Raw genomic sequence first — 23,113 nt, 5'->3', positions numbered from 1 at the left:
CGTGATGAAGCAGCACACCGTCATCGACAGCCCCTACGGCCCGCTCACGCTCGTCGCCGACGACGGCGTCCTGTGCGGCCTCTACATGACCGACCAGCGCCACCGCCCGCCGGAGGAGCACTTCGGCGCACCCGACGACATGCCCTTCGCCGAGGCCCAGGAGCAGCTCATCGCCTACTTCGCGGGCGAGTTGAAGGAGTTCACCCTCGGCTTCCGCCTGCAGGGCACCCCGTTCCAGCGCAGCGTCTGGGAGGAGCTGTCCCGGATCCCGTACGGCGAGACCCGCTCCTACGGCCAGCTCGCCGACGCCCTCGGCAACCCGAAGGCGTCCCGCGCGGTCGGCCTCGCCAACGGCCGGAACCCGCTCGGCATCATCGTCCCCTGCCACCGCGTCATCGGCGCCGGCGGCGACCTCACCGGCTACGGCGGCGGCCTGGACCGCAAGCGCCGTCTGCTGGACTTCGAACGGGGGACGGCCCTGTTCTGACGCCTCCCCCCGCCGTGAGGCGCCCGCCACCGGTGACCCGTGCGCTCCTCGCCTCTACCCGTCCGCCTCCGCGGTCAGACGGCGCAGCAGCGCGGGCAGCGCGGTGCCGATCGGCTCACGGATGACCTCGTCGGCCCGGTCGTCGTACGGCGTGGGTTCCGCGTTGACGATGACCAGCCGGGCGCCGTGGTCCGCGGCCACACCGGCGAGGCCGGCGGCGGGCTGCACCTGGAGACTGCTGCCGACGGCGATGAACACCTGGCAGGCCTTGGCGATGGCCACGGCCTCGCCGAGCACCACCGGGTCGAGCCGCTCGCCGAACATCACCGTCGCCGACTTCAGGATGCCGCCGCACTCCAGGCACGGCGGGTCCTCCTCGCCGGCCTCGACCCGGGCGAGGGCGTCCTCCATGGGGCCGCGCGCGTGGCACCGCGTGCAGACGACACTGCGGGCGGTGCCGTGCAGTTCGAGCACCTTGCGGGCGGTCAGCCCGGCGAGCTGGTGCAGTCCGTCCACGTTCTGGGTGATGACCCGGACCGGGACGCCGGACCGCTCCAGCTCGGCGACGGCCCGGTGCGCCGCGTTCGGCTCCGCCTGGAGGGTGCGGTTCCCGCGGCGCATCCGCCAGGAGCGCCGGCGGATCTCCGGGTCCGCCATGTAGTACTCGTACGTCACGAGCTTCCCGGCCTCCGGATCGCGCCGCCACAGCCCGTTGGGCCCGCGGTAGTCGGGGATCCCGGAGTCGGTGGAGACACCGGCCCCGCTGAGCAGCGCGACGAGAGGCTTGGCCATGGCACCGAGCGTAGGGCGGGCACCGGGGCGGTCGCGAGTGGATAAACCCGGGCCCCCGAACGGTGCGCCCGTGCTAGCTTCCCGGCATGGCCAAGGTGACTGTCTCGCTCGACGCCCAGCTCGTCGTGGAGGTCATGGTGCTCGCGGGGGTCGGCAACCCGCAGGACGCCGTGGAACTGGTCGTCCGGGACTACATCGAGCGCGGGCACCGCACCGAGCAACGGGTCGCCGCACGGGACGAGGCGCTGCGCGAGGTGGACACCGGGCCCCGAGACCCGGAGGGCTGACCGGTCAGGCCACGCGCCGGCCGTTCTCCAGCTCCGCCGTGCCCGAGCCGGCCGCGAGGACGTCCAGGGCGACCAGCACCCGGTGGCCCAGCGCCCCGGGCAGGTGCGCGAGGAGGTCCTCGCGGGCCACCAGACGCCACGACAGCAGCTCCTCCTCCTGGAGACGGATCGCCTTCAGCTCGGACTCGGTCAGGACACCGCCGTCGTACAGGTACGCCACCAGCGGCGGCCGGCCCGCGCCGTGCACCCAGTCCACGGCGAGCAGCCGGCCCGGTGCCCGGTCGAGGCCGATCTCCTCCAGGGTCTCCCGGCGGGCGCCCTCGCGCGGGGTCTCCCCGTCGTCGGACTCGACGGTGCCGCCCGGAAGCGCCCACCCCTCCCGGTAGTTGGGCTCGACGAGCAGCACCCGGCCCTCCTCGTCCCGGAAGAGCGCGGCGGCGCCCGCGAGGACACGGGGCAGGCTCGCGATGTACGCGGCGAAGTCTTGCGTCGTGGTCATGGGGGAAGGGTATCCAGCCGGCCGGCGGCTACGGCCTGCTCGTCGTCAGGCGCAGGGTGCGTTCGGCCAGCGCACTGATCCGTACGCCGTCGAACCCGAACACCGCGCTGCGCACCGTGTCCTCCAGGGGGTCCCGCCAGTGCGCCGGGATGGCCTCCGCGCCGGTGAGGACGCCGGCGACCGAGCCGGCCGTCGCCCCGTTGGAGTCGGTGTCCAGGCCGCCGCGCACGGTCAGGGCGATGGTCCGGGTGAAGTCGCCGTCGCCGTACAGCAGCCCGGCGGTGAGGACGGCGGCGTTCGGGACCGTGTGGATCCAGCCGAGCCCGGCGGTCTCCTCGGACACGGTGGCCAGCGTCTCCTCCCACGGCAGCCGCGTCGCGTGCAGGGACGCGACCCGCCGCACGGTCCGGGCCAGCCGGCTGCTCGCCGGTACGACCGTGAGCGCGGTGTCCAGGGCGTCCCGGACCGTCGGCGCGGTGAACGCCGCCGAGATCAGCGCGGCGGCCCACATCGCGCCGTAGACGCCGTTGCCGGTGTGCGACAGCACCGCGTCCCGGCGGGCCAGACCGGCGGCCCGGACCGGGTCGCCGGGACAGGCCCAGCCGTAGACGTCGGCGCGGATCAGCGCACCGATCCACTCCTGGTACGGGTTGTCGTACGTCGCCGTCAGCGGCGGCTTCAGCCCGTTCGCGAGGTTGCGGTAGGCGGCCCGTTCCGCCGTGAACGTCTGCAGGTACGGCAGCCTGAGCAGCCACAGGTCGCCGACCTGCTCGGTGCTGAAGCCGAAGCCGTGGGTCTCCAGCAGGTGCAGGCCGAGGATCGCGTAGTCCACGTCGTCGTCCCGGCAGCTGCCGTGGATCCGCCCGCGCACGCACTGGCGCCACTCCGGGCGCAGCACGGCGGCCTCGTCGGCGTCGGCCGGCTCGGGCAGGTAGTCGGTCAGCGGCAGGGACGCGGCCCGGCGCAGGTAGCGGTCGATGCGCGCACGGGTCCACACCTCGCCCTGCTCGACCGGCTTGCCGAGCATGTTGCCCGCGATCCGGCCGAGCCAGCCGCCGTGGACGCGGTCGGCGAGGTCCGGTCCGGTGCGCTGGGTGCCCATGGCAGGGGTGTACCCACTTTGCCCGGCGCGCTCCCCGCGGCTTCCCAGGGTTCGGGCGGGGCATGACGGCAGGGGTGTCCTGCGGTTATGGTCACAGCGGCGCGACTGGCCCTGACGTGCGCGGGGCCCGGAGAGCAAGGGGAAGACAAGGTGGCGGACGCTGCAGGGAACGAGACCCGTCGGGTGCTCATCGCCGCGGACAAGTTCAAGGGCTCGCTGACGGCCGTGCAGGTCGCCGAGCGGGTGACGGCCGGGCTGCGCCGGGTCGTGCCGGACCTCACGGTCGAGGCGCTGCCCGTGGCCGACGGCGGCGACGGGACCGTGGACGCCGCGGTCGCGGCGGGCTTCGAGCGCCGGGAGGTGCGGGTCGCCGGGCCGCTCGGCGAGGAGGTCACGGCCGCGTTCGCGCTGCGCGACGGCACCGCGGTGGTGGAGATGGCGGAGGCGAGCGGTCTGCAGCGCCTGCCGGCGGGGGTCTTCGCCCCGCTGACCGCCTCCACGTACGGCTCCGGGGAACTGCTGCGGGCCGCGCTGGACGCGGGCGCGCGGACGATCGTGTTCGGCGTCGGCGGCAGCGCCACGACCGACGGCGGCGCGGGCATGCTGTCCGCGCTGGGGGCGCGGTTCCTGACCGAGGAGGGGGACCCGGTGTCCCCGGGCGGCGGCGGCCTCGCCGACCTGGCCCGGGCGGACCTGTCCGGCCTGGACCCCCGGCTGTCCTCGGTGGAACTGGTGCTCGCGAGCGATGTCGACAACCCGCTGACCGGCCCGAAGGGCGCGCCGGCGGTGTACGGGCCGCAGAAGGGTGCCACGCCGGACGACGTGGACACCCTGGACGCGGCGCTGGCCCACTTCGCGAAGGTCCTGGAGGCGGAGGCCGGTCCGCGGGCGGCCCGGCACGCGGCGTCCCCGGGCGCGGGCGCGGCCGGCGGGATCGGCTACGGCGCCCTCCTCCTGGGCGCCCGGTTCCGCCCCGGCATCGAGGTCATGCTGGACGTCCTGGGTTTCGCCCCCGCCCTGGAGCGGGCCTCGCTCGTCATCACCGGGGAGGGCTCCCTGGACGAGCAGACCCTGCACGGGAAGGCACCGGCGGGGGTGGCCGCGGCGGCGCGGGCCGCGGGCAAGGACGTCGTCGCCGTGTGCGGGCGCCTGGCCCTGCCGACGGAGGCGCTGCTGGGGGCCGGGATCTCCCGGGCGTACCCGCTGACGTCCGTCGAGCCCGACGTGGCCACGTGCATCGCGGACGCGGGGCCGATCCTGGAACGGGTCGCCGCCCGGATCGCCGAGGACCACCTGGCCTGAGGCCCTGGGGGCGGACCCCCAGGGAGGCTGAACGAGCAGAGGGCCCCTTACCCGTCCCGGGTAAGGGGCCCTCGTCGTACGTCTCGCCGTCCGTCGTCCTCGCCGTCGGCTACGGCAGCTGCGCGGCCCGGGCCTCGCGGCGGTTGTCGCGGAAGTTGTTCACCCGGCGGGCCGTGGCGAACAGGGGGATCACCGCGCCCATGACCAGCTGCAGCGCACAGCCCGTCTGGAGGAGCAGCTGACCGCTGGGCGCGTCGAAGGCCCATGCCGCCAGCAGACCCATCGACAGCACGATCCAGGAGAGCATCGCGCCGGCGAGGCGGCCCCGCGGCTTCGGGTACTCCACCCGGCTCACCATCAGCCACGCCGTCCCCAGGATGGCCAGCAGCGTCGCCACGAACGGCAGCTCGAGCAGCACGATCGAGACCACGGTCAGCGCGCCGAACGGCGAGGGCATGCCCTGGAACACGCCGTCCTTCATCGTCACGCAGCTGAAGCGGGCGAGTCTGAGCACCACGGCCAGCAGCACCACGATCGCGCCCACCGCCGCCACCCGCTGGTGCGCGTCGTCGGCGACCATGCCGTAGACGAGCACGAAGTACGCGGGGGCGAGCCCGAAGCTGATCAGGTCGGACAGGTTGTCCAGCTCCGCGCCCATCGGCGAGGAGCGCAGCTTGCGCGCCACCAGGCCGTCGAACAGGTCGAAGACCGCCGCACAGAGCATCAGGATGACCGCCGTGGCCGCGCTGTGGCGGGCCATGCCGGACTCCTGGCTGCCGGTGAGGTGCGGGATCAGGATGCCGGTGGTGGTGAAGTACACCGCCATGAAGCCGCACGTCGCGTTGCCCAGGGTGAGGGTGTCCGCTATCGAGAGGCGGAGCGAGAGGGGCATCTCCTCCTCTTCGTCCACCTCGTCGGCCTCGGGCACCCAGCCCGCCTGGGTCTCCGGATCAATCACGGTCAATGCGAGTCACCCCAGCCACGGTCTTCTGGCCGACCTCGACCGCGACCTCCACGCCCTCGGGCAGGTAGAGGTCGACACGCGAGCCGAAGCGGATCAGACCGATACGGTCGCCCTGCTCGACCTTCGTGCCCTCCGGGAGGTACGGCACGATGCGGCGGGCCACCGCGCCGGCGATCTGGATCATCTCGATGTCGCCGAGTTCGGTGTCGAAATGCCAGACTACGCGCTCGTTGTTCTCGCTCTCCTTGTTGAAAGCCGGAACAAAGCCGCCGGGGATGTGCTCGACCGACGTCACGGTGCCCGCGAGGGGCGCGCGGTTGACGTGGACGTTGAGCGGGCTCATGAAGATCGCGACGCGGGTCCGCCCGTCCTTCCACGGCATGATGCTCTGCACCACACCGTCGGCGGGGGAGATGACCCGGCCCGGGGCGATCTCGCGCTCGGGGTCGCGGAAGAACCACAGCATGCCCGCCGCGAGCGCGGTGGCGGGCACGGCGACGGCCTTGGCGACACCCGAGCGGCGAGCGCGGGCCAGGCTGAGGGCTGCGGTGGCGACGGTCGGGAGAAGCCACGGCGATGCTCCGCGCGCGAGGCGTGCGCCTACCAGGCTGTCGCGGTGTGCAGAGGTTTGGCTGTGGGGCATGGATGACCTTCGTAGCGGATGATGCCGCGCTCTGATCGGGGGACGGCGGCTTTCCCGGGATCGTACCGGTCGCGGGCCACAACTCGGCAAGCCAGGCAGCCGAGTCGGCGGCCGAAGAGTGTCTACGGGGTGTGATCTTCTTCTCGAAGAAAACACCCCGTATCCGGACAATCAGCCCTGGAATCGATACTCTTCGAGCAGCCTGCGCCCGATGATCATTTTCTGGATCTCGGCGGTACCTTCACCGATGAGCAGCATCGGAGCCTCGCGGTACAGTCGCTCGATCTCGTACTCCTTGGAGAAGCCGTAGCCGCCGTGGATCCGGAAGGCGTCCTCCACGACCTCCTTGCAGTACTCGGAGGCGAGGTACTTCGCCATGCCGGCCTCCAGGTCGTTTCGCTCCCCGGAGTCCTTTTTACGTGCGGCGTTCACCATCATCGCATGCGCGGCCTCGACCTTGGTGGCCATCTCCGCGAGCTTGAACTGGATGGCCTGGTGCTGGGCGATCGGCTTGCCGAAGGTGTGCCGCTGCTGGGCGTACTGCACACCCAGCTCGAAGGCGCGCTGGGCGACACCGCAGCCGCGGGCCGCCACGTTGACCCGGCCGACCTCCACGCCGTCCATCATTTGGTAAAAACCTCGGCCGGTGACCCCGCCGAGCACCCGGTCGGCCGGGACCCGCAGGCCGTCCATGATCAGCTCGGTGGTGTCGACGCCCTTGTAGCCCATCTTGTCGATCTTGCCGGGGATGGTGAGGCCCGGGCGGACCTCGCCGAAGCCCGGCTCCTTCTCGACCAGGAAGGTGGTCATCGACTTGTGCGGGGCCGTGCCCTCGGGGTGTCCTTCGTCACTGCGGACCAGCACGGCCACGAGCGAGGACGTGCCGCCGTTCGTCAGCCACATCTTCTGCCCGTTCAGGACGTACTCGTCGCCGTCCTTGACCGCCTTCGACGTGATCGCCGACACGTCGGAACCCAGGCCCGGCTCCGACATGGAGAAGGCGCCGCGGATGTCGCCGGCCGCCATCCTGGGCAGGAAGTGGTCCTTCTGCTCCTGCGTACCGTGCTGCTTGAGCATGTACGCGACGATGAAGTGGGTGTTGATGATGCCGGACACCGACATCCACCCGCGGGCGATCTCCTCCACGCACAGCGCGTAGGTGAGGAGCGACTCGCCCAGGCCCCCGTACTCCTCGGGGATCATCAGACCGAACAGACCCAGCTCCTTGAGCCCGTCCACGATCGCTTGCGGGTACTCGTCGCGGTGCTCCAGCCCGGTCGCGACCGGGATGATCTCCTTGTCGACGAAGTCACGGACCGTCGAGAGGATCTCCTGCTGGACGTCGGTCAGACCGGCGGTCTGGGCGAGACGGGCCATGGCTTACTTCTCCGACTTCTTCTCCGCGGGGGCGGTCAGCTCCGGGCGGCCCGGCTGCTCGCCGCCGCGCTCCTTGATGTACGTCTCGGTGGGCACCATCACCTTGCGGCGGAAGACGCACACCAGGGTGCCGTCCTGCTTGTAGCCCTTGGTCTCGACGTGGACGATCCCGCGGTCGTTCTTCGACTTCGACGGCCACTTGTCCAGGACAGTGGTCTCGCCGTAGATCGTGTCGCCGTGGAAGGTCGGCGCGACGTGCCTGAGCGACTCGATCTCCAGGTTGGCGATCGCCTTGCCGGAGACGTCCGGGACGCTCATGCCGAGCAGCAGCGAGTAGATGTAGTTCCCGACGACGACGTTCTTGCCGAAGTCCGTCGTCTTCTCCGCATAGTTGGTGTCCATGTGGAGCGGGTGGTGGTTCATGGTGAGGAGACAGAACAGGTGGTCGTCGTACTCCGTGACCGTCTTGCCCGGCCAGTGCTTGTACGTCGCCCCGACCTCGAACTCCTCGTAGGTGCGTCCGAACTGCATCGCGCTCAGGCCTCCGGGATCTCGAACTTCGACGTGCGCCGCATGCCGGCGGCCCGGCCCTTGCCGGAGATGACCAGGGCCATCTTGCGGCTGGCCTCGTCGATCATCTCGTCGCCGAGCATCGCGGAGCCCTTCTTGCCGCCCGCCTCGGACGTGTAGTAGTCGTACGCGTCCAGGATCAGCTCGGCGTGGTCGTAGTCCTCCTGGGACGGCGAGAAGATCTCGTTGGACGCCTCGACCTGGCCGGGGTGCAGCACCCACTTGCCGTCGAAGCCGAGGGCGGCGGCGCGCTGGGCGACCGCGCGGTAGCCGTCCACGTTGCGGATCTGCAGGTAGGGGCCGTCGATCGCCTGGAGGTCGTTGGCGCGGGCGGCCATCAGGATCTTCATCAGGATGTAGTGGTAGGCGTCCGCCGGGTAGCCGGGCGGCTGCTCGCCCACGACCAGGGACTTCATGTTGATGGAGGCCATGAAGTCGGCCGGGCCGAAGATGATCGTCTCCAGGCGCGGCGAGGCCTCGGCGATCGCGTTGACGTTGTTCAGGCCCTGCGCGTTCTCGATCTGCGCCTCGATGCCGATCTTGCCGACCTCGAAGCCCATGGTCTTCTCGATCTGCGTCAGCAGCAGGTCCAGCGCGACGACCTGCTCGGCGTTCTGCACCTTCGGCAGCATGATGCAGTCGAGGTTCTGGCCGGCGCCCTCGACCACCGTGACGACGTCGCGGTACGTCCACTCGGTCGTCCAGTCGTTGACGCGGACCACCCGGGTCTTGCCCGTCCAGTCGCCCTCGTTGAGGAACTTGACGATGGTGTGGCGGGCCTCCGGCTTGGCGAGCGGCGCGCACGCGTCCTCCAGGTCCAGGAAGACCTGGTCCGCGGGGAGGCCCTGCGCCTTCTCCAGGAAGCGGGGGTTGCTGCCCGGCACGGCCAGGCAGGAGCGCCGCGGGCGAAGGCGGTTGACGGTCGTCATGCGGGGACCTCCAGGGGGTCGAGCTTGTTCGCTGTGCGGATCTCGTCCACGATGCGGCCGATGATCCCGGTGATGTCGAAGTCCTTCGGGGTGAACACCGCGGCCACCCCGGCGGCCCTGAGCTGCTCGGCGTCACCGTTCGGGATGATGCCACCTGCGATCACGGGTATATCTGTGGCACCGGCCACACGGAGCCGCTGGAGCACGTCCGGGACCAGCTGGGCGTGCGAGCCGGACAGGATCGACAGACCCACGGCGTGGACGTCCTCGGCCAGGGCCGCGTCCACGATCTGCTCCGGGGTGAGCCGGATGCCCTGGTAGACGACCTCGAAGCCGGCGTCCCGCGCGCGCACCGCTATCTGCTCGGCGCCGTTGGAGTGCCCGTCCAGGCCGGGCTTGCCGACCAGGAAACGGAGCTTGCCGACGCCCAGCTCGCGGGCGGTGGCGTCCACCTTGGCCCGGACCTCCGCCAGGGCCGATCCGGGCTCGGCGGCGACGGCGACCGGCGCGGAGGAGACCCCGGTGGGCGCCCGGTACTCGCCGAACACCTCGCGCAGGGCGCCCGCCCACTCGCCGGTGGTGACCCCGGCGCGGGCGCACTCCAGGGTGGCCTCCATGAGGTTGTCGGTGCCCTTGGCGGCCTCCTTCAGCCGCTCCAGCGCCTTGCAGGGGCGCGGGTGGTTGAAGGGCGGCTGGTAGCGCGTGTCGCGCCAGTTCTGCAGGGAGGCGATGACCCGGGCCTCGACCGCCGGGTCGACCGTCATGATCGCGGTGTCCAGGTCGGCCGTGAGCGGGTTCGGCTCGGTGCCCTCGAAGGCGTTGACACCGATGATCTTCTCCTCGCCGGACTCGATCCGGGCCCGGCGCTCGGCGTGCGAGGAGACCAGCTGCGACTTCAGGTAGCCGGACTCCACGGCGGCCATCGCGCCGCCCATCTCCTGGATGCGGTCGATCTCCGCGAGGGAGTCGGCGACCAGCTGCTCCACCTTCGCCTCGATCACCTTCGAGCCCTCGAAGATGTCCTCGTACTCCAGCAGGTCGCTCTCGTAGGCGAGCACCTGCTGGATGCGCAGGCTCCACTGCTGGTCCCAGGGCCGGGGCAGGCCCAGCGCCTCGTTCCAGGCGGGCAGCTGCACGGCACGCGCGCGTGCGTCCTTGGACAGGGTCACGGCCAGCATCTCCAGCACGATCCGCTGGACGTTGTTCTCCGGCTGCGCCTCGGTCAGGCCGAGGGAGTTGACCTGGACGCCGTAGCGGAAGCGGCGCTGCTTGGGGTTCTCGATGCCGTACCGCTCGCGGGTGACCTGGTCCCAGATGCGGCCGAACGCCCGCATCTTGCACATCTCCTCGATGAAGCGGACGCCCGCGTTCACGAAGAAGGAGATGCGGGCGACCACGTCCCCCATGCGCTCCTGCGGCACCTGGCCGCTGTCGCGGACGGCGTCGAGGACGGCGATCGCGGTGGACATCGCGTACGCGATCTCCTGCACCGGCGTGGCCCCGGCCTCCTGCAGGTGGTAGCTGCAGATGTTGATCGGGTTCCACTTCGGGATGTGGGAGACCGTGTACGCGATCATGTCCGTCGTCAGGCGGAGCGAGGGCCCCGGCGGGAAGACGTGCGTCCCGCGGGACAGGTACTCCTTGACGATGTCGTTCTGGGTCGTGCCCTGGAGCTTGGTGATGTCCGCGCCCTGCTCCTCCGCGACGACCTGGTAGAGCGCCAGCAGCCACATGGCCGTGGCGTTGATCGTCATCGAGGTGTTCATCTGCTCCAGGGGGATGTCCTGGAACAGCCGGCGCATGTCACCGAGGTGCGCGACGGGCACGCCCACCCGGCCGACCTCGCCGCGCGCGAGGATGTGGTCGGGGTCGTAGCCGGTCTGCGTCGGCAGGTCGAACGCCACCGACAGACCCGTCTGGCCCTTGGCGAGATTGCGCCGGTACAGCTCGTTGGACGCCTCGGCCGTGGAGTGACCGGCGTACGTGCGCATGAGCCACGGCCGGTCCTTCTGACGCTCAGTCATCTATGACCTCGGGTGTCTCAGACGTTGCGGAAGCGGTTGATGGCGTCGACGTGCCTGGCGCGCATCTCCGCGTCGCGCACGCCGAGGCCTTCCTCCGGCGCGAGACACAGGACGCCGACCTTGCCCTGGTGCAGGTTGCGGTGGACGTCGTACGCCGCCTGGCCGGTCTCCTCCAGGGAGTACGTCTTCGACAGCGTCGGGTGGATCTTGCCCTTGGCGATCAGACGGTTGGCCTCGTACGCCTCGCGGTAGTTGGCGAAGTGGGAGCCGATGATCCGCTTCAGCGACATCCACAGGTACCGGTTGTCGTACTCGTGCATGTAGCCCGAGGTCGAGGCGCAGGTGGTGATGGTGCCGCCCTTGCGGGTGACGTAGACGGAGGCGCCGAAGGTCTCACGGCCGGGGTGCTCGAAGACGATGTCGATGTCCTCGCCGCCGGTGAGTTCGCGGATGCGCTTGCCGAAGCGCTTCCACTCCTTGGGGTCCTGGGTGTGCTCGTCCTTCCAGAACTTGTAGCCCTCGGCGTTGCGGTCGATGATCGCCTCGGCGCCCATCGCGCGGCAGATCTCCGCCTTCTGGGGCGAGGAGACGACACAGATCGGGTTGGCGCCGCCCGCGAGCGCGAACTGCGTGGCGTACGAGCCGAGTCCACCGCTCGCGCCCCAGATCAGGACGTTGTCGCCCTGCTTCATGGCGGCGCCGTTGCGGGAGACCAGCTGGCGGTAGGCGGTGGAGTTCACCAGGCCCGGGGCCGCGGCCTCCTCCCAGGTGAGGTGCTTCGGCTTCGGCATCAGCTGGTTCGTCTTGACCAGCGCGATCTCCGCGAGACCGCCGAAGTTGGTCTCGAAGCCCCAGATGCGCTGCTCGGGGTCGAGCATGGTGTCGTCGTGGCCGTCGGGCGACTCCAGCTCGACGCTCAGGCAGTGCGCGACGACCTCGTCACCGGGCCGCCAGGCGTTGACGCCGGGGCCGGTCCGCAGGACGACGCCCGCGAGGTCGGAGCCGATGATGTGGTACGGCAGGTCGTGGCGCTTGGTCAGCGGCGACAGCCTGCCGTAGCGCTCCAGGAAGGCGAAGGTCGACACCGGCTCGAAGATCGAGGTCCACACCGAGTTGTAGTTGACCGAGGAGGCCATGACGGCCACCAGAGCCTCGCCCGGGCCCAGTTCGGGCACGGGCACCTCGTCGAGGTGGATCGACTTGCGCGGGTCCTTGTCGCGGGTCTCCAGACCCGCGAACATCTCCGTCTCGTCCTTGTGCACGGTGATCGCACGGTACGACTCGGGGAGCTGCAGGGCGGCGAAGTCGGCGGACGTGGCGTCCTTCGACTGGATCGCGTCCAGGATGTCCTTCACGGTCACGGTGTTGCCTCCGGCGGTGAGCGCCCTGAGGGAGGGGCGCTGGGGGATCGTCGGTGCTGCTGAGTGAGGGTTTTCGAGGGGTGTGCCGTCGGTTCGGCCCGGTGGTGCTTCGGCAGCGCTTTGTGGCGCGGGAGGGTGCCTGTGACGCAGGCGTCCGGGCGCGCAGGCCGTGGGCTTGCGGGGACAGCCGGCGAGCGAACGGTCTCTGCTCGCCGGCCGCCCGGACACCCTCAACGTATGACACCGCGTGTCAGGTGGCAAGGCACTGAGTGCCAGAACTTGCTCTCAGATGAAATCTTTACGCAACAAATGAGCGATGATCGATCAACGATCGGGCAAACGAAACGGGCAGTGGGCGGCACCCAGTGCCACTCACTGCCCGTTCGTCACGGTCCGACCGGTTACGACCGCTCTTTGAGCGCCTGCTCGATGGTGCGCATCACCTCGTCCAGCGGCGCGTCGGTCCTGGCCACCGTCACCAGCACCTCCCCGTGGGCGGCGGCGGTGGCCTGCGGGGTCCGCGGAGCGCTCTCGCGGCCGGCCCCGATGCCGGTGCCGAAGGTCTTGCGCACGATCGCGAAGGCGTGGTCCAGCTGCGCCTCCACGTCCCCCTGGCCGCCCGCCCGCAGCCAGCGCCTGAGCACGTGGTTGTGCGCGGTGACCACGGCCGAGGCGGCGACCTCGGCCAGCAGCGGGTCGTCGTTGGCGTCGTCGGCGTGCGCGTGCTCGTCGAAGTGTCCGAGCAGATAGCGGGTGAACAGCCGCTCGTAGCGGGCCACGGAGGCGATCTCGGCCTCGCGCAGCGTGGGCACCTCGCGGGTCAGCTTGTAGCGGGCGACCGAGATCTCCGGCCGCGCCGCGTACATCCTCATGACCTCCTTGATGCCCCGGCACACGGTGTCGAGCGGATGCTCGTGCGCGGGGGCGGCGTTGAGGACCGCCTCGGCGCGGATCAGCGTGTCGTCGTGGTCCGGGAAGATCGCCTCTTCCTTGGAGCGGAAGTGGCGGAAGAAGGTGCGCCGGGCGACCCCTGCGGCGGCGGCGATCTCGTCGACGGTGGTGGCTTCGTACCCCTTGGTCGCGAACAGCTCCATGGCTGCTGCCGCCAGTTCCCGGCGCATTTTCAGCCGCTGGGCGGCGGCGCGACTGCCTGCGGCACTTTCCGGCGCGTCGGGCGTGGCTGGCGTACGTGAGGACTTGGCGGGCTGGGACATGACCCGAACGTACTGCATGCGCGCGGCTCTCCGCGCAGGTCCGGGGTGTTCCCCGCCCCCGGAGGGCGGGGCGCCGGCGGACCGGGCGGGCGGGGGAGGGCCGCCCGGGTCGAGCAGCCCGCCCCAGTCCGCCTCCGTCCGGAACCAGTCGCCGGCGCCGTCAGCGGCGGGCATACTCGCGGAAGCCGCGACCGGTCTTGCGGCCGAGGCAGCCCGCGGCCACCAGGTGCTCCAGCAGCGGCGCCGGGGCGAGGCCGGGGTCGCGGAACTCGCGGTGCAGCACCCGCTCGATGGCCAGTGAGACGTCCAGGCCGACCACGTCCAGCAGTTCGAACGGCCCCATCGGGTAGCCGCCGCCGAGCCTCATCGCCGCGTCGATGTCGTCGAGGGACGCGTAGTGGTCCTGCACCATCTTGATCGCGTTGTTCAGGTACGGGAACAGCAGCGCGTTCACGATGAAGCCGGCCCGGTCCCCGCAGTCCACGGCGTGCTTCCTGATCTTCCCGCAGACCTCGCGGACCGTCGCGTGCACGTCGTCGGCGGTCAGCACCGTGCGGACCACCTCGACCAGCTTCATGGCCGGCGCCGGGTTGAAGAAGTGCATGCCGATCACGTCCTGCGGGCGCGAGGTGGCGCGGGCGCAGGCGACGACGGGCAGCGACGAGGTGGTGGTGGCCAGCACCGCGCCCGGCTTGCACACCTTGTCCAGCGCGGCGAACAGCTGCCTCTTGACCTCCAGGTCCTCGGCGACCGCCTCCACGGCAAGGTCCACCTCGGCGAAGGCGTCGTAGGACCCCGCCGGGACGATCCTCTCCAGGGTCTCGGCGGCGGCCTCCGCGGTCAGCCGGCCCTTGTCGACGGACCGGGCGAGGGACTTGCCGATCCGGGCCCTGGCCGCCTGGGCCTTCTCCTCGCTGCGGGCGGCCAGGACCACCTGGTAGCCCGCCTTGGCGAACACCTCGGCGATGCCGGAGGCCATGGTGCCGGAGCCGGCGACCCCGACCGAGCGGACCTCCCGGCCTGCGGCCGGCGAGCCGTCCGCCGCCGGGGTCAGCGCGTCCGGCACCACGGTGGCGCTGCCCGGCGCCTCGTAGGTGTAGAAGCCGCGCCCGGACTTGCGGCCGGTCAGGCCCGCCTCGCTGAGCTGCCTGAGGATCGGGGCGGGCGCGTGCAGCCGGTCGCGGGACTCGGCGTACATCGCCTCCAGGACGGTCCGCGCGGTGTCGACGCCGATGAGGTCCAGCAGGGCGAGCGGGCCCATCGGCAGGCCGCAGCCGAGCCGCATCGCGGCGTCGATGTCCTCGCGGGAGGCGTACTTGGCCTCGTACATCGCGGCGGCCTGGTTGAGGTAGCCGAACAGCAGCCCGTCGGCGACGAAGCCGGGCCGGTCGCCGACCGCGACCGGCTCCTTGCCCAGCTCGAGGGCGAGATCGGTGACGGCGGCGACGGCACCCGGCGCGGTCAGCACCGAGGAGACGACCTCGACCAGCTTCATCGCCGGCGCCGGGTTGAAGAAGTGCAGGCCGAGCACGCGCTCCGGCCGGGCCGAGTCCGCGGCCAGCCGGGTCACCGACAGCGCGTTGGTGCCGGTCGCCAGGATCGTCTCCGGGCGGACGATGCCGTCCAGCTCACGGAAGATCTGGTGCTTGATCTCGTACGACTCCGGAGCCACCTCGATGACGAGGTCGGCGTCGGCCGCCGCGGTGAGGTCGGTGGCGGTGCGCACCCGGGCCAGTGCCCCGGCGCGCTCCTCCTCGGTGAGCCGGCCGCGCTCCACGGCACGGGCGGTGGCGGCCTCCAGCGAGGCGAGCGCCTTGGCGGTCCGGTCCTCGCTGATGTCGATGCCGATTACCTCGCGGCCGGCCTTCGCGAGGACCTCGGTGATACCGGTGCCCATGGTGCCGAGGCCGACGACGGCGATCGTCTCGAGCCGGGACGGGGAGCTGCCGGACTGGGGGGACAGGGGAGTGGCCATCGCGGGACTCCAGGAATGAGGGTGACGACGAGGAGCGCGCCGGGTGCGCCGAAGGGCGCACCACGGTGCGAGGAGGGTGCGGGTGTTGCCGGGCTGCGAGCGCACACGCCCGGTGTCGCCGGTGCCACGGGCGTGCACACGCCCGGCAGCGGCGGAACGTCCGACCGGCTCTGTCCCGAAGCCGGGTCGTACAGCGGTACATACGGCGTACCGAACCGACAGAACGCGCTCGCGACGGCTGCGTCACCAAACCGTCGCCAGCGAAAACGCGAGAGGGTTACTCGCTCGTATGAGCTTAACCGGCGGGTAACGAGCGCGCCAGCCCCCGGCGGAAACCGACTTTGTGATGTACCTCCCTCACCGGCGGCGACCCGCCTACGCTGGACCGCGTGGACGAAGAGTTGCGATCGCTCACGGAGCGCTTACGGCGGGAGTCGGGCGGGACGGCCGGCTTCGACCGCCTGCTGGCCACCGAGGACCACGATGAACTGGCGGAGGTGCTCACCGCGCCCGGACAGCCCCTGTGGGCCCGGGAGCTGGCCGCGTTCCGCCTCGGCCGCGCGGGCGACCGGCGCGCCTTCGAGTCCCTGGTGCTGCTGCTCAACCACCGCGACCCGCCGCGCTGCGCCTCCGCCGCGCACGCCCTCGCCCGGCTCGGAGACCCCCGCACCGCCCGGGCCGCCGCCGCCCTCGCCACCAACGAACTCCGCGTCGGCTACGCCCTGCACCCGGTGCGGCTCCTGACCGAACTGCGCGCCCCCGAGTCCGTACCCGCGCTGATCACCACCCTGGAGCGGCGGCTGCGCCCGCACGACCCCTACCGCCGGGTGGCCCTGGCGTGCGTGGAGGGCCTGGGCGCGCTCGGTGACGCCCGCGCCCGCCGCGTGCTGAGCGAGGCCCTCGCGCACCCCGCGCTCGCCGAGGCGGCGGTGCACGCGCTGGCCCGGATCCCGCAGCAGCAGCCCCGCTGACGCCCGGTCAGCCGCCCAGCGTGCGCACGTACCGCACCTCGGGCACGGGCACGCCGTCCGCCTCGAAGGGTTCCTCGGCGCCGTCCGGCCGGAAACCGGCGCGCTCGTAGAAACGGCGGGCGGGGGCGTTGTCCTTCAGCACCCACAGCAGCATCCGCGGATACGCCGCGCACCGCTCGACCGCCGCGGCCAGCAGCGCCCGGCCGATGCCGGCGCCGAGGCGGTCCGGGTCGACGTAGACCGCGTACAGCTCGGCGTCCCCGGTGACGCTGCCGCCGTCCCGGTACGGCCCGCACGCCGCCCACCCGACGATCTCGCCGCCCTGCTCGGCGACCAGGTTCACCACCGCGCCGTCGCCCTGCCCGAAGCGGGCCCGCCGCCGCTCGGTGTCCGCGGCGACGCCGAGCCCGTCGAGGTACGCCTGGGGCATCAGCCCCCGGTAGGCGTGCTGCCAGCCCCTGATCCGTATCCCGGAGACGCGCTCGCAGTCGGCGAGCCGCATCTCACGGACCGTCAGGGGACTCACATGGGAGAGAGGAGCCGGTTCGGTCATGGGCTCATGGTGGACCATCCCACGGACGACGCGCCCGTGGGTCCGGTCCCTCGGTCACGGGCGGAAGCCCAGCAGGCCGTGCAGCATCGAGCCGCGGGACGCCTTCGGCGCCGACTTCCCCTTCAGCGGCTTCGGTTCGGGCGACCTCGCGCAGACCGCGTCGGCCGGGCCGGCGCCCCGCGGCACCGTGCCGTCGCCCAGGTACGCGGCCAGGTGCCGGTCCAGGCAGGCGTTGCCGCTCAGCGTGACGCCGTGGTTGCCGCCGCCCTGCTCGACCACCAGGCTGGAGCGGGCCAGCAGCCGGTGCAGCGTCACCCCGCCGGTGTACGGGGTCGCCGCGTCCTCGGTCGCCTGGAACAGCAGCGCCGGCGGCAGCGAGCGGTTGGTGATGTCCACCGGCTTCAGGGGGGCCGTCGGCCAGAACGCGCAGGGCGCGTTGTACCAGGTGTTGTTCCAGGCCATCAGCGGCGCCTTCGCGTACACCTTCCAGCCGTCCGCGCGCCACCGGCTCCAGCCGCGCGGCCAGGCCGCGTCACGGCACTGCACCGCCGTGTAGACGCTGTAGCCGTTCTCACCCGAGGCGTCCACCGCGGCGACGTTCTCGTACGTCCTCACCAGCGGCCCGGTGTCCTTGCGGTGGACGTAGGCCGCGAACGCCTCGGCGAGGTGCGGCCAGTAACCGTCGTAGTAGGCACCGGACATGAAGGTGTCCTCCAGCTCGGCGGCCCCGACCCGCCCCCCGGCCGGCCTCTTCGCCAGCGCCGACCGCATCCCGTACCAGAGGGCCTCGATCCTCGCCGGGTCCCTGCCGAGCCCGTAGGTCGTGTCGTACTTAGCGATCCAGGCCATCAGCGCGCGGTGGCGGTCGTTGAAGGCGTGGTCCTGGCCCAGGTTGTCCTCGTACCAGACGCCGGTCGGGTCGACGATCGAGTCCAGCACCAGGCGGCGCACCCGCTGCGGATACAGCTTCGCGTAGACCGCGCCCAGGTAGGTGCCGTAGGAGTAGCCGAAGTAGCTGATCCGCCGCGCGCCCAGCGCCCGGCGGACGGCGTCCAGGTCCCGGGCCGCGCTGACGGTGTCCAGGTACGGCAGGACGTCGGCGTACCGGCGGCCGCAGGCGGCGGCGAAGGACCGGGCGCGGTCGAGGTTCGCGCGCTCCACCGCGGGGGTGCCCGGCACGGAGTCCGGGCGCACCGGGTCGAAGTGGCCGGGCGCGCAGTTCAGGGCGGGCGTGCTCCGGCCGACCCCGCGCGGGTCGAAGCCGACGACGTCGTAGCGGGAGGCGACGCTCTTCGGCAGCGCCGAGGCGACGAACCCGGCGAGCGTCAGGCCGCTGCCGCCGGGCCCCCCGGGGTTGACCAGCAGCGGGCCCAGCGAGGACCGCGCGGTGTGCGGGACGCGGGACAGGGCGAGCGTGATCTGCCGGCCCGACGGGTTCGCGTGGTCCAGCGGCACCTTCAGGGACGCGCACTGGAGCGCGGGGTAGTCGCTGATGCCGCACTTCTTCCAGCCGAGCCCCGCGGGCTCCTCACGGCCGGGCCGGTCGGGACGGGCGGCCTGCGCGGGAGCGGCGGTGACGGATCCCGCCAGCACGGCGGCGACTGCGGCCGCGCACAGCACGGCTGCGCGTGTTCTCATACGGGTCCTCCCGGGACGGAGGGGGCGGAGAACCGCGAGGCTCGCGGTTCTCGCCGGATCGTCCCGGAGTCGGCGACCCGAAGAACCCGTTCTGCCGATAGTTGACCCAATTGGGCCGTGGGATGCCCTCTAACGCCCCGGACGTGCTCACATGAGGCTGAGCTGGACCGGCTCGGAGTCGGCCGGGACCGGTGCCGGTCCGGCCGGGCGGATCCGGCGGGCCGCTCCCGCGCGCGTGGGCCCGATGCCGTACTCCTCGGCCAGCTCGTGCACCTGACGGGTGATCCGGCGCTGGTACCACCGGGGCGCGTAGGAGCCCTCCGCGTACAGCCGCTCGTAGCGCCGCACCAGGTGGGGGTGGTGCCGCCCGAGCCAGGCCATGAACCACTCCCGGGCGCCCGGGCGCAGATGCAGCACCAACGGGGTGACCGAGGTGGCCCCGGCCGCCGCGATCGCCCGCACCGTCTCCCGCAGCCGGTCCGGGTGGTCGCTCAGGAAGGGGATCACCGGCGCCATCAGCACCCCGCAGCCGATCCCGTGCTCGCCGAGGGTGCGCACGACGTCCAGCCGGCGCTCCGGCGCGGGTGTGCCCGGCTCCACCGTGCGCCACAGCTCGGCGTCGAGGAAGCCGACCGAGACGGAGATGCCCACGTCCGTCACCTCGGCCGCCCGGACCAGCAGCTCCAGGTCGCGCAGGATCAGGGTGCCCTTGGTGAGGATCGAGAACGGGTTCGCGTGGTCGGTGAGGGCGGAGATGATGCCGGGCATCAGCCGGTAGCGGCCTTCGGCGCGCTGGTAGCAGTCGACGTTCGTGCCCATCGCCACGTGGTCGCCCTGCCAGCGGCGGGAGGCCAGCTGGCGGCGCAGCACCTCCGGGGCGTTCACCTTGACCACGATCTGGGTGTCGAAGCCGATGCCCGTGTCCAGGTCCAGGTAGCCGTGCGTCTTGCGGGCGAAACAGTAGACGCACGCGTGTGTGCAGCCGCGGTAGGGGTTGACCGTCCACTCGAACGGCATGCGCGAGGCGCCCGGCACCCGGTTCAGCACCGAGCGCGCCCGCACCTCGTGGAAGGTCATCCCGCGGAACTCCGGCGTGTCGAACGTACGTGTGATCACGGCGTCCGTGCCGAACAGCGCCGCGTCGGCGGCCCGGCCGTGTTCGCTCTCGTCCGTGAGGTTCTCCCAGCGCATGGACGCCCTCCTCGCTCGCACCGGCTGCCAGAATAGAACATCTGTTCCCATGATCGTGCGGCCCCCGATTTGGGCGGCCGGGCGCCAGGGTGGTTGGCTTGCCCCAACCCCGAGGAACCAGGTCGTGGAGGAACGCAATGGCGCAGGTCGAGGCCACTACGGAGCGGGTCGTCGCGGCGGACGCGGAGAAGGTGTTCGACGCCCTCGCCGACTACCGCGGCACCCGGCAGAAGCTGCTGCCCGAGCAGTTCAGCGAGTACGAGGTGCGCGAGGGCGGCGACGGCGAGGGCACCCTCGTCCACTGGAAGCTCCAGGCCACCAGCAAGCGGGTGCGCGACTGCCTGCTGGAGGTCGGCGAGCCCACCGACGGCGAGCTGGTCGAGAAGGACCGCAACTCCTCCATGGTCACCACCTGGCGCGTCACCCCCGCCGGTGAGGGCAGGTCGCGGGTCGTCGTCACCACCACCTGGCAGGGCGCCGGCGGCATCGGCGGCTTCTTCGAGAGGACCTTCGCGCCCAAGGGCCTCGGCCGGATCTACGACGACCTGCTCGCCAGGCTCGCCGCCGAGGTCGAGCAGTAGGACCGACGGCAAGTCCCCGGCGTCCCCGGGGTGTTGGGTCCCTTCACCGGTTCGAGTGGAATCACATCTCGACCGGGTCGGCGCCGTAACTCGTCGCACTTGCTCGGAGTTGTCGCATCGCGCGGCAACTGTGTGGCAGGTGTGACGAGGGGAGCGCTGGATGAGCGGGATCACTCTGGACCGGACGGAAACGGTCACCGCGCCACCCGGTCTCCCCGTTCCGGCCCCCGCCGAGGCCGTCGAACCGAGCCCGCGCCGCGTGCGACTGGTCTTCTTCGGGCTGATGCTGGCACTGCTGCTGGCCGCCCTCGACCAGATGATCGTCGCCACCGCCCTGCCGAAGATCGTCGGTGAACTGCACGGCCTGGACCGGATGTCCTGGGCCATCACCGCCTATCTGCTGACCTCCACCGTCGGCCTGCCGATCTACGGCAAACTCGGCGACCTGCTCGGCCGCAAGGGCGTCTTCCAGTTCGCCATCGCCGTCTTCGTCCTCGGCTCCGCGCTCGCCGGCCGGGCCGGCACCATGGACCAGCTGATCGCCTTCCGCGCGGTCCAGGGCGTCGGCGCGGGCGGACTCATGATCGGGGTGCAGGCGATCATCGCCGACATCGTGCCGCCCCGGGAACGCGGCCGGTACATGGGCCTCATCGGCGCCGTCTTCGGCCTCGCCTCGGTCGCCGGGCCGCTGCTCGGCGGCTACTTCACCGACCACCTCTCCTGGCGCTGGTGCTTCTACGTCAACGTCCCCTTCGGCCTGGTCACCCTCGCCGTCGTCGCCGTCGTCCTCAAGCTCCCCCGGCCCCGCGCCCGGGGCCGGCTCGACGTGCTCGGCGCGCTGCTCCTCGCCGCCGCCTCCACCTGCCTGGTGCTGCTCACCAGCTGGGGCGGCACCGAGTACGCCTGGGACTCCCGGCAGATCCTGGGTCTCGGTGCCGGCGCCCTCGCCGCCACCGTCCTCTTCCTCGTCGCCGAGCGCTTCGCCGCCGAACCGCTGATCCCGCTCAGGCTGTTCCGCGACTCCGTCTTCGTCGTCAGCGGCCTGGTCGGCCTGGTGATCGGCGTCGCCCTGTTCGGCGCCGCCAGCTATCTGCCGACCTTCCTGCAGATGGTCGACGGGGCCAGCGCCACCGAGTCCGGGCTGCTGATGCTGCCGATGATGGCCGGGGTCGTCGGCGCCTCCGTCATCGGCGGCCAGCTCATCAGCCACACCGGCCGCTACAAGATCTTCCCGCTGCTCGGCGGCGCCGTCGCCACCGTCGGCATGTGGCTGCTGTCCCGGCTGGAGACCGACACGCCCCGGCTGCACTACAGCGTCTGGATGGCCGTCCTCGGCGCCGGCATCGGCCTGGTGATGCCCGTCCTCGTCCTCGCCGTGCAGAACTCCGTGCGCCCCGCCGACCTAGGCAGCGCCACCAGCGCCAACAACTACTTCCGGCAGATCGGCGGCAGCGTCGGCGCCGCCGTCTTCGGCACCCTCTTCGCCGACCGGCTCACCTCCGCGCTGCGCGCGGAACTGCCCCCGCGCGCGGGCGCCGGACTGCCCGACGCCGACTCCCTCACCCCGCAGCTCGTCCACGCGCTGCCCCCGGCCCTGCGCGACGCCTACATCCGCGCCTACGCCGAGGCGATGCCCCGGATCTTCCTCTACCTGGTCCCGGTGCTCGCCCTCGGCCTGCTGATCGCCTTCTTCCTCAAGGAGAAACCACTGGTGTCCCACAACACCGCCGAAACGGAGCCGCAGACCGTGACCGCACCGATCCCCGGCGCCCGCGCGCCCCACGCCGCCGGGATCCCCGTCTGCGGCACCGTGCAGCATCCCGACGGCACCGTGGTGCCCCGCGCCGCCCTCACCCTCATCGACGTCGCCGGGCAGCAGGTCGGCCGGGGCGCCAGCGGCGAGGACGGACGCTACGCGCTCGGCACACCCGGCTCCGGGTCGTACGTGCTGATCGCCGCCGCCGGGGGTCACCAGCCGCAGGCCGTCTCCGTCACCGTCGGCGAACGCCCCGTCGAACTCGACGTCGTCCTCGGCGGCGCCGGACGCCTCGCCGGCAGCGTGCTCACCGCCGACGGCAGCCCCGTCCGGGACGCCGCCGTCACCCTCACCAACGTGCACGGCGAGGTCGTCGCCAGCACCCGCAGCGGACGCGAGGGCGGCTACGTCATCACCGAACTGGTCGCCGGCGAGTACACCCTCGCCGCCAGCGCCCCCGCCTTCCGGCCCGCCGCGCTCCCGGTCACCGTGCAGGCCTCCCGGGAGACCCGGCAGGACATCGAACTCGCGGGCGGTGCCGTGCTGCGGGGCACCGTCCGGGCGAGCGGCGGACGGGTCGTGGAGGACGCGCGCGTGACCCTCCTCGACGCCGCCGGCAACGTGGTCGACACCCTCACCACCGGACCCGACGGAACGTTCCGGTTCGTGGACCTGTCCTCCGGCGAGTACACCGTCATCGCCGCAGGTTACCCGCCGGTCGCCACAGTGCTGCAGGTCGCGGGGGGTGGCCGCACGGAGCGCGATCTCCAACTCGGCCACGAGGACTGAGCCGGGCGCGGTACCGCGCGCCGGAGCGATCCCGGGGAAACCAATTCCAGGATTGCCACACATCGCGACCGGGCGCCGCCGTACCGTAGTGGCGGGCGGCACAGATCG

Annotated in this window: 21 protein-coding genes; 6 read left to right on the top strand and 15 right to left on the bottom strand. The window is 71.8% G+C overall.

What is annotated here, in order from left to right; translation table 11 throughout:
• Nucleotides 1–4: 4 nt before the first annotated feature.
• Nucleotides 5–487, top strand: a complete 483-nt coding sequence (locus ACZ7N4_RS13640) for a methylated-DNA--[protein]-cysteine S-methyltransferase (protein WP_471357625.1) — start codon at nucleotides 5–7, stop codon at nucleotides 485–487.
• A 54-nt stretch (nucleotides 488–541) separates the two neighbouring features.
• Here ACZ7N4_RS13640 and ACZ7N4_RS13635 read toward each other — a convergent pair whose 3' ends face one another.
• Entirely contained in the window at nucleotides 542–1,279 is a 738-nt protein-coding gene (locus ACZ7N4_RS13635) for an SIR2 family NAD-dependent protein deacylase (RefSeq protein ID WP_471357620.1), read from the bottom strand.
• 86 nt (nucleotides 1,280–1,365) lie between these two features.
• Here ACZ7N4_RS13635 and ACZ7N4_RS13630 point away from each other — a divergent pair, with 86 nt between their 5' ends.
• Nucleotides 1,366–1,566 (top strand): DUF2191 domain-containing protein, encoded by a 201-nt coding sequence (locus ACZ7N4_RS13630; RefSeq protein ID WP_471357617.1) that lies wholly within the window; start codon nucleotides 1,366–1,368, stop codon nucleotides 1,564–1,566.
• Nucleotides 1,567–1,570: 4 nt separating this feature from the next.
• Here ACZ7N4_RS13630 and ACZ7N4_RS13625 read toward each other — a convergent pair whose 3' ends face one another.
• Together ACZ7N4_RS13625 and ACZ7N4_RS13620 are read right to left on the bottom strand one after the other, a co-directional pair.
• A complete protein-coding gene (locus tag ACZ7N4_RS13625) occupies nucleotides 1,571–2,065 on the bottom strand; it encodes an NUDIX domain-containing protein (RefSeq protein WP_471357614.1) in 495 nt (164 codons plus the stop codon).
• A gap of 28 nt (nucleotides 2,066–2,093) precedes the next feature.
• The gene (locus ACZ7N4_RS13620) at nucleotides 2,094–3,167 is read right to left on the bottom strand and encodes an ADP-ribosylglycohydrolase family protein (RefSeq protein ID WP_471357611.1); all 1,074 of its coding nucleotides are present in this window, start codon (nucleotides 3,165–3,167) and stop codon (nucleotides 2,094–2,096) included.
• A 150-nt stretch (nucleotides 3,168–3,317) separates the two neighbouring features.
• Between ACZ7N4_RS13620 and ACZ7N4_RS13615 the strand changes: the two genes are divergently transcribed.
• Nucleotides 3,318–4,469: a glycerate kinase gene (locus ACZ7N4_RS13615; protein WP_471357609.1), complete on the top strand. Its 1,152-nt coding sequence runs from the start codon at nucleotides 3,318–3,320 to the stop codon at nucleotides 4,467–4,469.
• Between the two features lie 109 nt (nucleotides 4,470–4,578).
• On the opposite strand, the gene pssA is transcribed toward ACZ7N4_RS13615, so the two are convergent.
• From pssA to ACZ7N4_RS13570, 9 genes are all read right to left on the bottom strand, one after another.
• Complete coding sequence (pssA, locus tag ACZ7N4_RS13610; protein WP_359045413.1) at nucleotides 4,579–5,397, bottom strand: CDP-diacylglycerol--serine O-phosphatidyltransferase; 819 nt, start codon at nucleotides 5,395–5,397, stop codon at nucleotides 4,579–4,581.
• Between the two features lie 22 nt (nucleotides 5,398–5,419).
• Complete coding sequence (locus tag ACZ7N4_RS13605) at nucleotides 5,420–6,076, bottom strand: phosphatidylserine decarboxylase (RefSeq protein WP_467923078.1); 657 nt, start codon at nucleotides 6,074–6,076, stop codon at nucleotides 5,420–5,422.
• 171 nt (nucleotides 6,077–6,247) lie between these two features.
• Entirely contained in the window at nucleotides 6,248–7,453 is a 1,206-nt protein-coding gene (locus ACZ7N4_RS13600) for an acyl-CoA dehydrogenase family protein (RefSeq protein ID WP_358927757.1), read from the bottom strand.
• Between the two features lie 3 nt (nucleotides 7,454–7,456).
• Nucleotides 7,457–7,984: a MaoC family dehydratase gene (locus ACZ7N4_RS13595; RefSeq protein ID WP_471357606.1), complete on the bottom strand. Its 528-nt coding sequence runs from the start codon at nucleotides 7,982–7,984 to the stop codon at nucleotides 7,457–7,459.
• 5 nt (nucleotides 7,985–7,989) lie between these two features.
• A complete protein-coding gene (locus ACZ7N4_RS13590; protein ID WP_471357605.1) occupies nucleotides 7,990–8,952 on the bottom strand; it encodes an HpcH/HpaI aldolase/citrate lyase family protein in 963 nt (320 codons plus the stop codon).
• Nucleotides 8,949–10,976 (bottom strand): protein meaA, encoded by a 2,028-nt coding sequence (locus ACZ7N4_RS13585; protein ID WP_471357603.1) that lies wholly within the window; start codon nucleotides 10,974–10,976, stop codon nucleotides 8,949–8,951. Before ACZ7N4_RS13585 ends, ACZ7N4_RS13590 begins: the two co-directional genes overlap by 4 nt.
• Nucleotides 10,977–10,993: 17 nt before the next feature.
• Nucleotides 10,994–12,331, bottom strand: coding sequence for a crotonyl-CoA carboxylase/reductase (ccrA, locus tag ACZ7N4_RS13580; protein ID WP_471358008.1), 1,338 nt, complete (start codon nucleotides 12,329–12,331; stop codon nucleotides 10,994–10,996).
• 407 nt (nucleotides 12,332–12,738) lie between these two features.
• Nucleotides 12,739–13,551 (bottom strand): TetR family transcriptional regulator, encoded by an 813-nt coding sequence (locus tag ACZ7N4_RS13575; RefSeq protein ID WP_471357600.1) that lies wholly within the window; start codon nucleotides 13,549–13,551, stop codon nucleotides 12,739–12,741.
• A 160-nt stretch (nucleotides 13,552–13,711) separates the two neighbouring features.
• Complete coding sequence (locus ACZ7N4_RS13570; protein ID WP_471357597.1) at nucleotides 13,712–15,526, bottom strand: 3-hydroxyacyl-CoA dehydrogenase family protein; 1,815 nt, start codon at nucleotides 15,524–15,526, stop codon at nucleotides 13,712–13,714.
• Between the two features lie 389 nt (nucleotides 15,527–15,915).
• On the opposite strand from ACZ7N4_RS13570, the gene ACZ7N4_RS13565 reads away from it, so the two are divergent.
• Nucleotides 15,916–16,497 (top strand): adenylosuccinate lyase, encoded by a 582-nt coding sequence (locus tag ACZ7N4_RS13565; protein ID WP_471357594.1) that lies wholly within the window; start codon nucleotides 15,916–15,918, stop codon nucleotides 16,495–16,497.
• 7 nt (nucleotides 16,498–16,504) lie between these two features.
• Here the strand turns inward: ACZ7N4_RS13565 and ACZ7N4_RS13560 are convergent, their stop codons facing one another.
• From ACZ7N4_RS13560 to ACZ7N4_RS13550, 3 genes are all read right to left on the bottom strand, one after another.
• Nucleotides 16,505–17,050 carry a GNAT family N-acetyltransferase gene (locus tag ACZ7N4_RS13560; RefSeq protein ID WP_471357592.1) on the bottom strand — a complete coding sequence of 182 codons (546 nt, stop codon included), beginning with the start codon at nucleotides 17,048–17,050 and terminating at the stop codon, nucleotides 16,505–16,507.
• 54 nt (nucleotides 17,051–17,104) lie between these two features.
• The gene (locus ACZ7N4_RS13555; protein ID WP_471357589.1) at nucleotides 17,105–18,688 is read right to left on the bottom strand and encodes an alpha/beta hydrolase; all 1,584 of its coding nucleotides are present in this window, start codon (nucleotides 18,686–18,688) and stop codon (nucleotides 17,105–17,107) included.
• A 147-nt stretch (nucleotides 18,689–18,835) separates the two neighbouring features.
• Nucleotides 18,836–19,879 (bottom strand): Rv2578c family radical SAM protein, encoded by a 1,044-nt coding sequence (locus ACZ7N4_RS13550; RefSeq protein ID WP_471357586.1) that lies wholly within the window; start codon nucleotides 19,877–19,879, stop codon nucleotides 18,836–18,838.
• A 137-nt stretch (nucleotides 19,880–20,016) separates the two neighbouring features.
• Between ACZ7N4_RS13550 and ACZ7N4_RS13545 the strand changes: the two genes are divergently transcribed.
• Together ACZ7N4_RS13545 and ACZ7N4_RS13540 are read left to right on the top strand one after the other, a co-directional pair.
• Nucleotides 20,017–20,460 carry an SRPBCC family protein gene (locus ACZ7N4_RS13545; RefSeq protein ID WP_471357584.1) on the top strand — a complete coding sequence of 148 codons (444 nt, stop codon included), beginning with the start codon at nucleotides 20,017–20,019 and terminating at the stop codon, nucleotides 20,458–20,460.
• A 160-nt stretch (nucleotides 20,461–20,620) separates the two neighbouring features.
• Nucleotides 20,621–23,005, top strand: a complete 2,385-nt coding sequence (locus tag ACZ7N4_RS13540) for an MFS transporter (RefSeq protein WP_471357581.1) — start codon at nucleotides 20,621–20,623, stop codon at nucleotides 23,003–23,005.
• Nucleotides 23,006–23,113 lie beyond the last annotated feature (108 nt).

This window comes from Streptomyces sp. NPDC107654, assembly GCF_055639035.1.
Note: the sequence above shows the minus strand (reverse complement) of the source record. Positions and strands in the feature narration are given on the sequence as shown.

Bases quoted from the DNA above. Each gene is read 5' to 3' on its own strand.
- ACZ7N4_RS13620 (WP_471357611.1), bottom strand. From the start codon at position 3,167: ATGGGCACCCAGCGCACCGGACCGGACCTCGCCGACCGCGTCCACGGC.
- ACZ7N4_RS13550 (WP_471357586.1), bottom strand. From the start codon at position 19,879: ATGCGCTGGGAGAACCTCACGGACGAGAGCGAACACGGCCGGGCCGCC.
- ACZ7N4_RS13600 (WP_358927757.1), bottom strand. From the start codon at position 7,453: ATGGCCCGTCTCGCCCAGACCGCCGGTCTGACCGACGTCCAGCAGGAG.
- ACZ7N4_RS13555 (WP_471357589.1), bottom strand. From the start codon at position 18,688: ATGAGAACACGCGCAGCCGTGCTGTGCGCGGCCGCAGTCGCCGCCGTG.
- ACZ7N4_RS13635 (WP_471357620.1), bottom strand. From the start codon at position 1,279: ATGGCCAAGCCTCTCGTCGCGCTGCTCAGCGGGGCCGGTGTCTCCACC.
- ACZ7N4_RS13605 (WP_467923078.1), bottom strand. From the start codon at position 6,076: ATGCCCCACAGCCAAACCTCTGCACACCGCGACAGCCTGGTAGGCGCA.
- ACZ7N4_RS13595 (WP_471357606.1), bottom strand. From the start codon at position 7,984: ATGCAGTTCGGACGCACCTACGAGGAGTTCGAGGTCGGGGCGACGTAC.
- ACZ7N4_RS13630 (WP_471357617.1), top strand. From the start codon at position 1,366: ATGGCCAAGGTGACTGTCTCGCTCGACGCCCAGCTCGTCGTGGAGGTC.
- ACZ7N4_RS13590 (WP_471357605.1), bottom strand. From the start codon at position 8,952: ATGACGACCGTCAACCGCCTTCGCCCGCGGCGCTCCTGCCTGGCCGTG.
- ACZ7N4_RS13625 (WP_471357614.1), bottom strand. From the start codon at position 2,065: ATGACCACGACGCAAGACTTCGCCGCGTACATCGCGAGCCTGCCCCGT.
- ACZ7N4_RS13560 (WP_471357592.1), bottom strand. From the start codon at position 17,050: ATGACCGAACCGGCTCCTCTCTCCCATGTGAGTCCCCTGACGGTCCGT.
- ACZ7N4_RS13540 (WP_471357581.1), top strand. From the start codon at position 20,621: ATGAGCGGGATCACTCTGGACCGGACGGAAACGGTCACCGCGCCACCC.
- ACZ7N4_RS13585 (WP_471357603.1), bottom strand. From the start codon at position 10,976: ATGACTGAGCGTCAGAAGGACCGGCCGTGGCTCATGCGCACGTACGCC.
- ACZ7N4_RS13575 (WP_471357600.1), bottom strand. From the start codon at position 13,551: ATGTCCCAGCCCGCCAAGTCCTCACGTACGCCAGCCACGCCCGACGCG.
- ACZ7N4_RS13570 (WP_471357597.1), bottom strand. From the start codon at position 15,526: ATGGCCACTCCCCTGTCCCCCCAGTCCGGCAGCTCCCCGTCCCGGCTC.
- ACZ7N4_RS13545 (WP_471357584.1), top strand. From the start codon at position 20,017: ATGGCGCAGGTCGAGGCCACTACGGAGCGGGTCGTCGCGGCGGACGCG.
- ACZ7N4_RS13640 (WP_471357625.1), top strand. From the start codon at position 5: ATGAAGCAGCACACCGTCATCGACAGCCCCTACGGCCCGCTCACGCTC.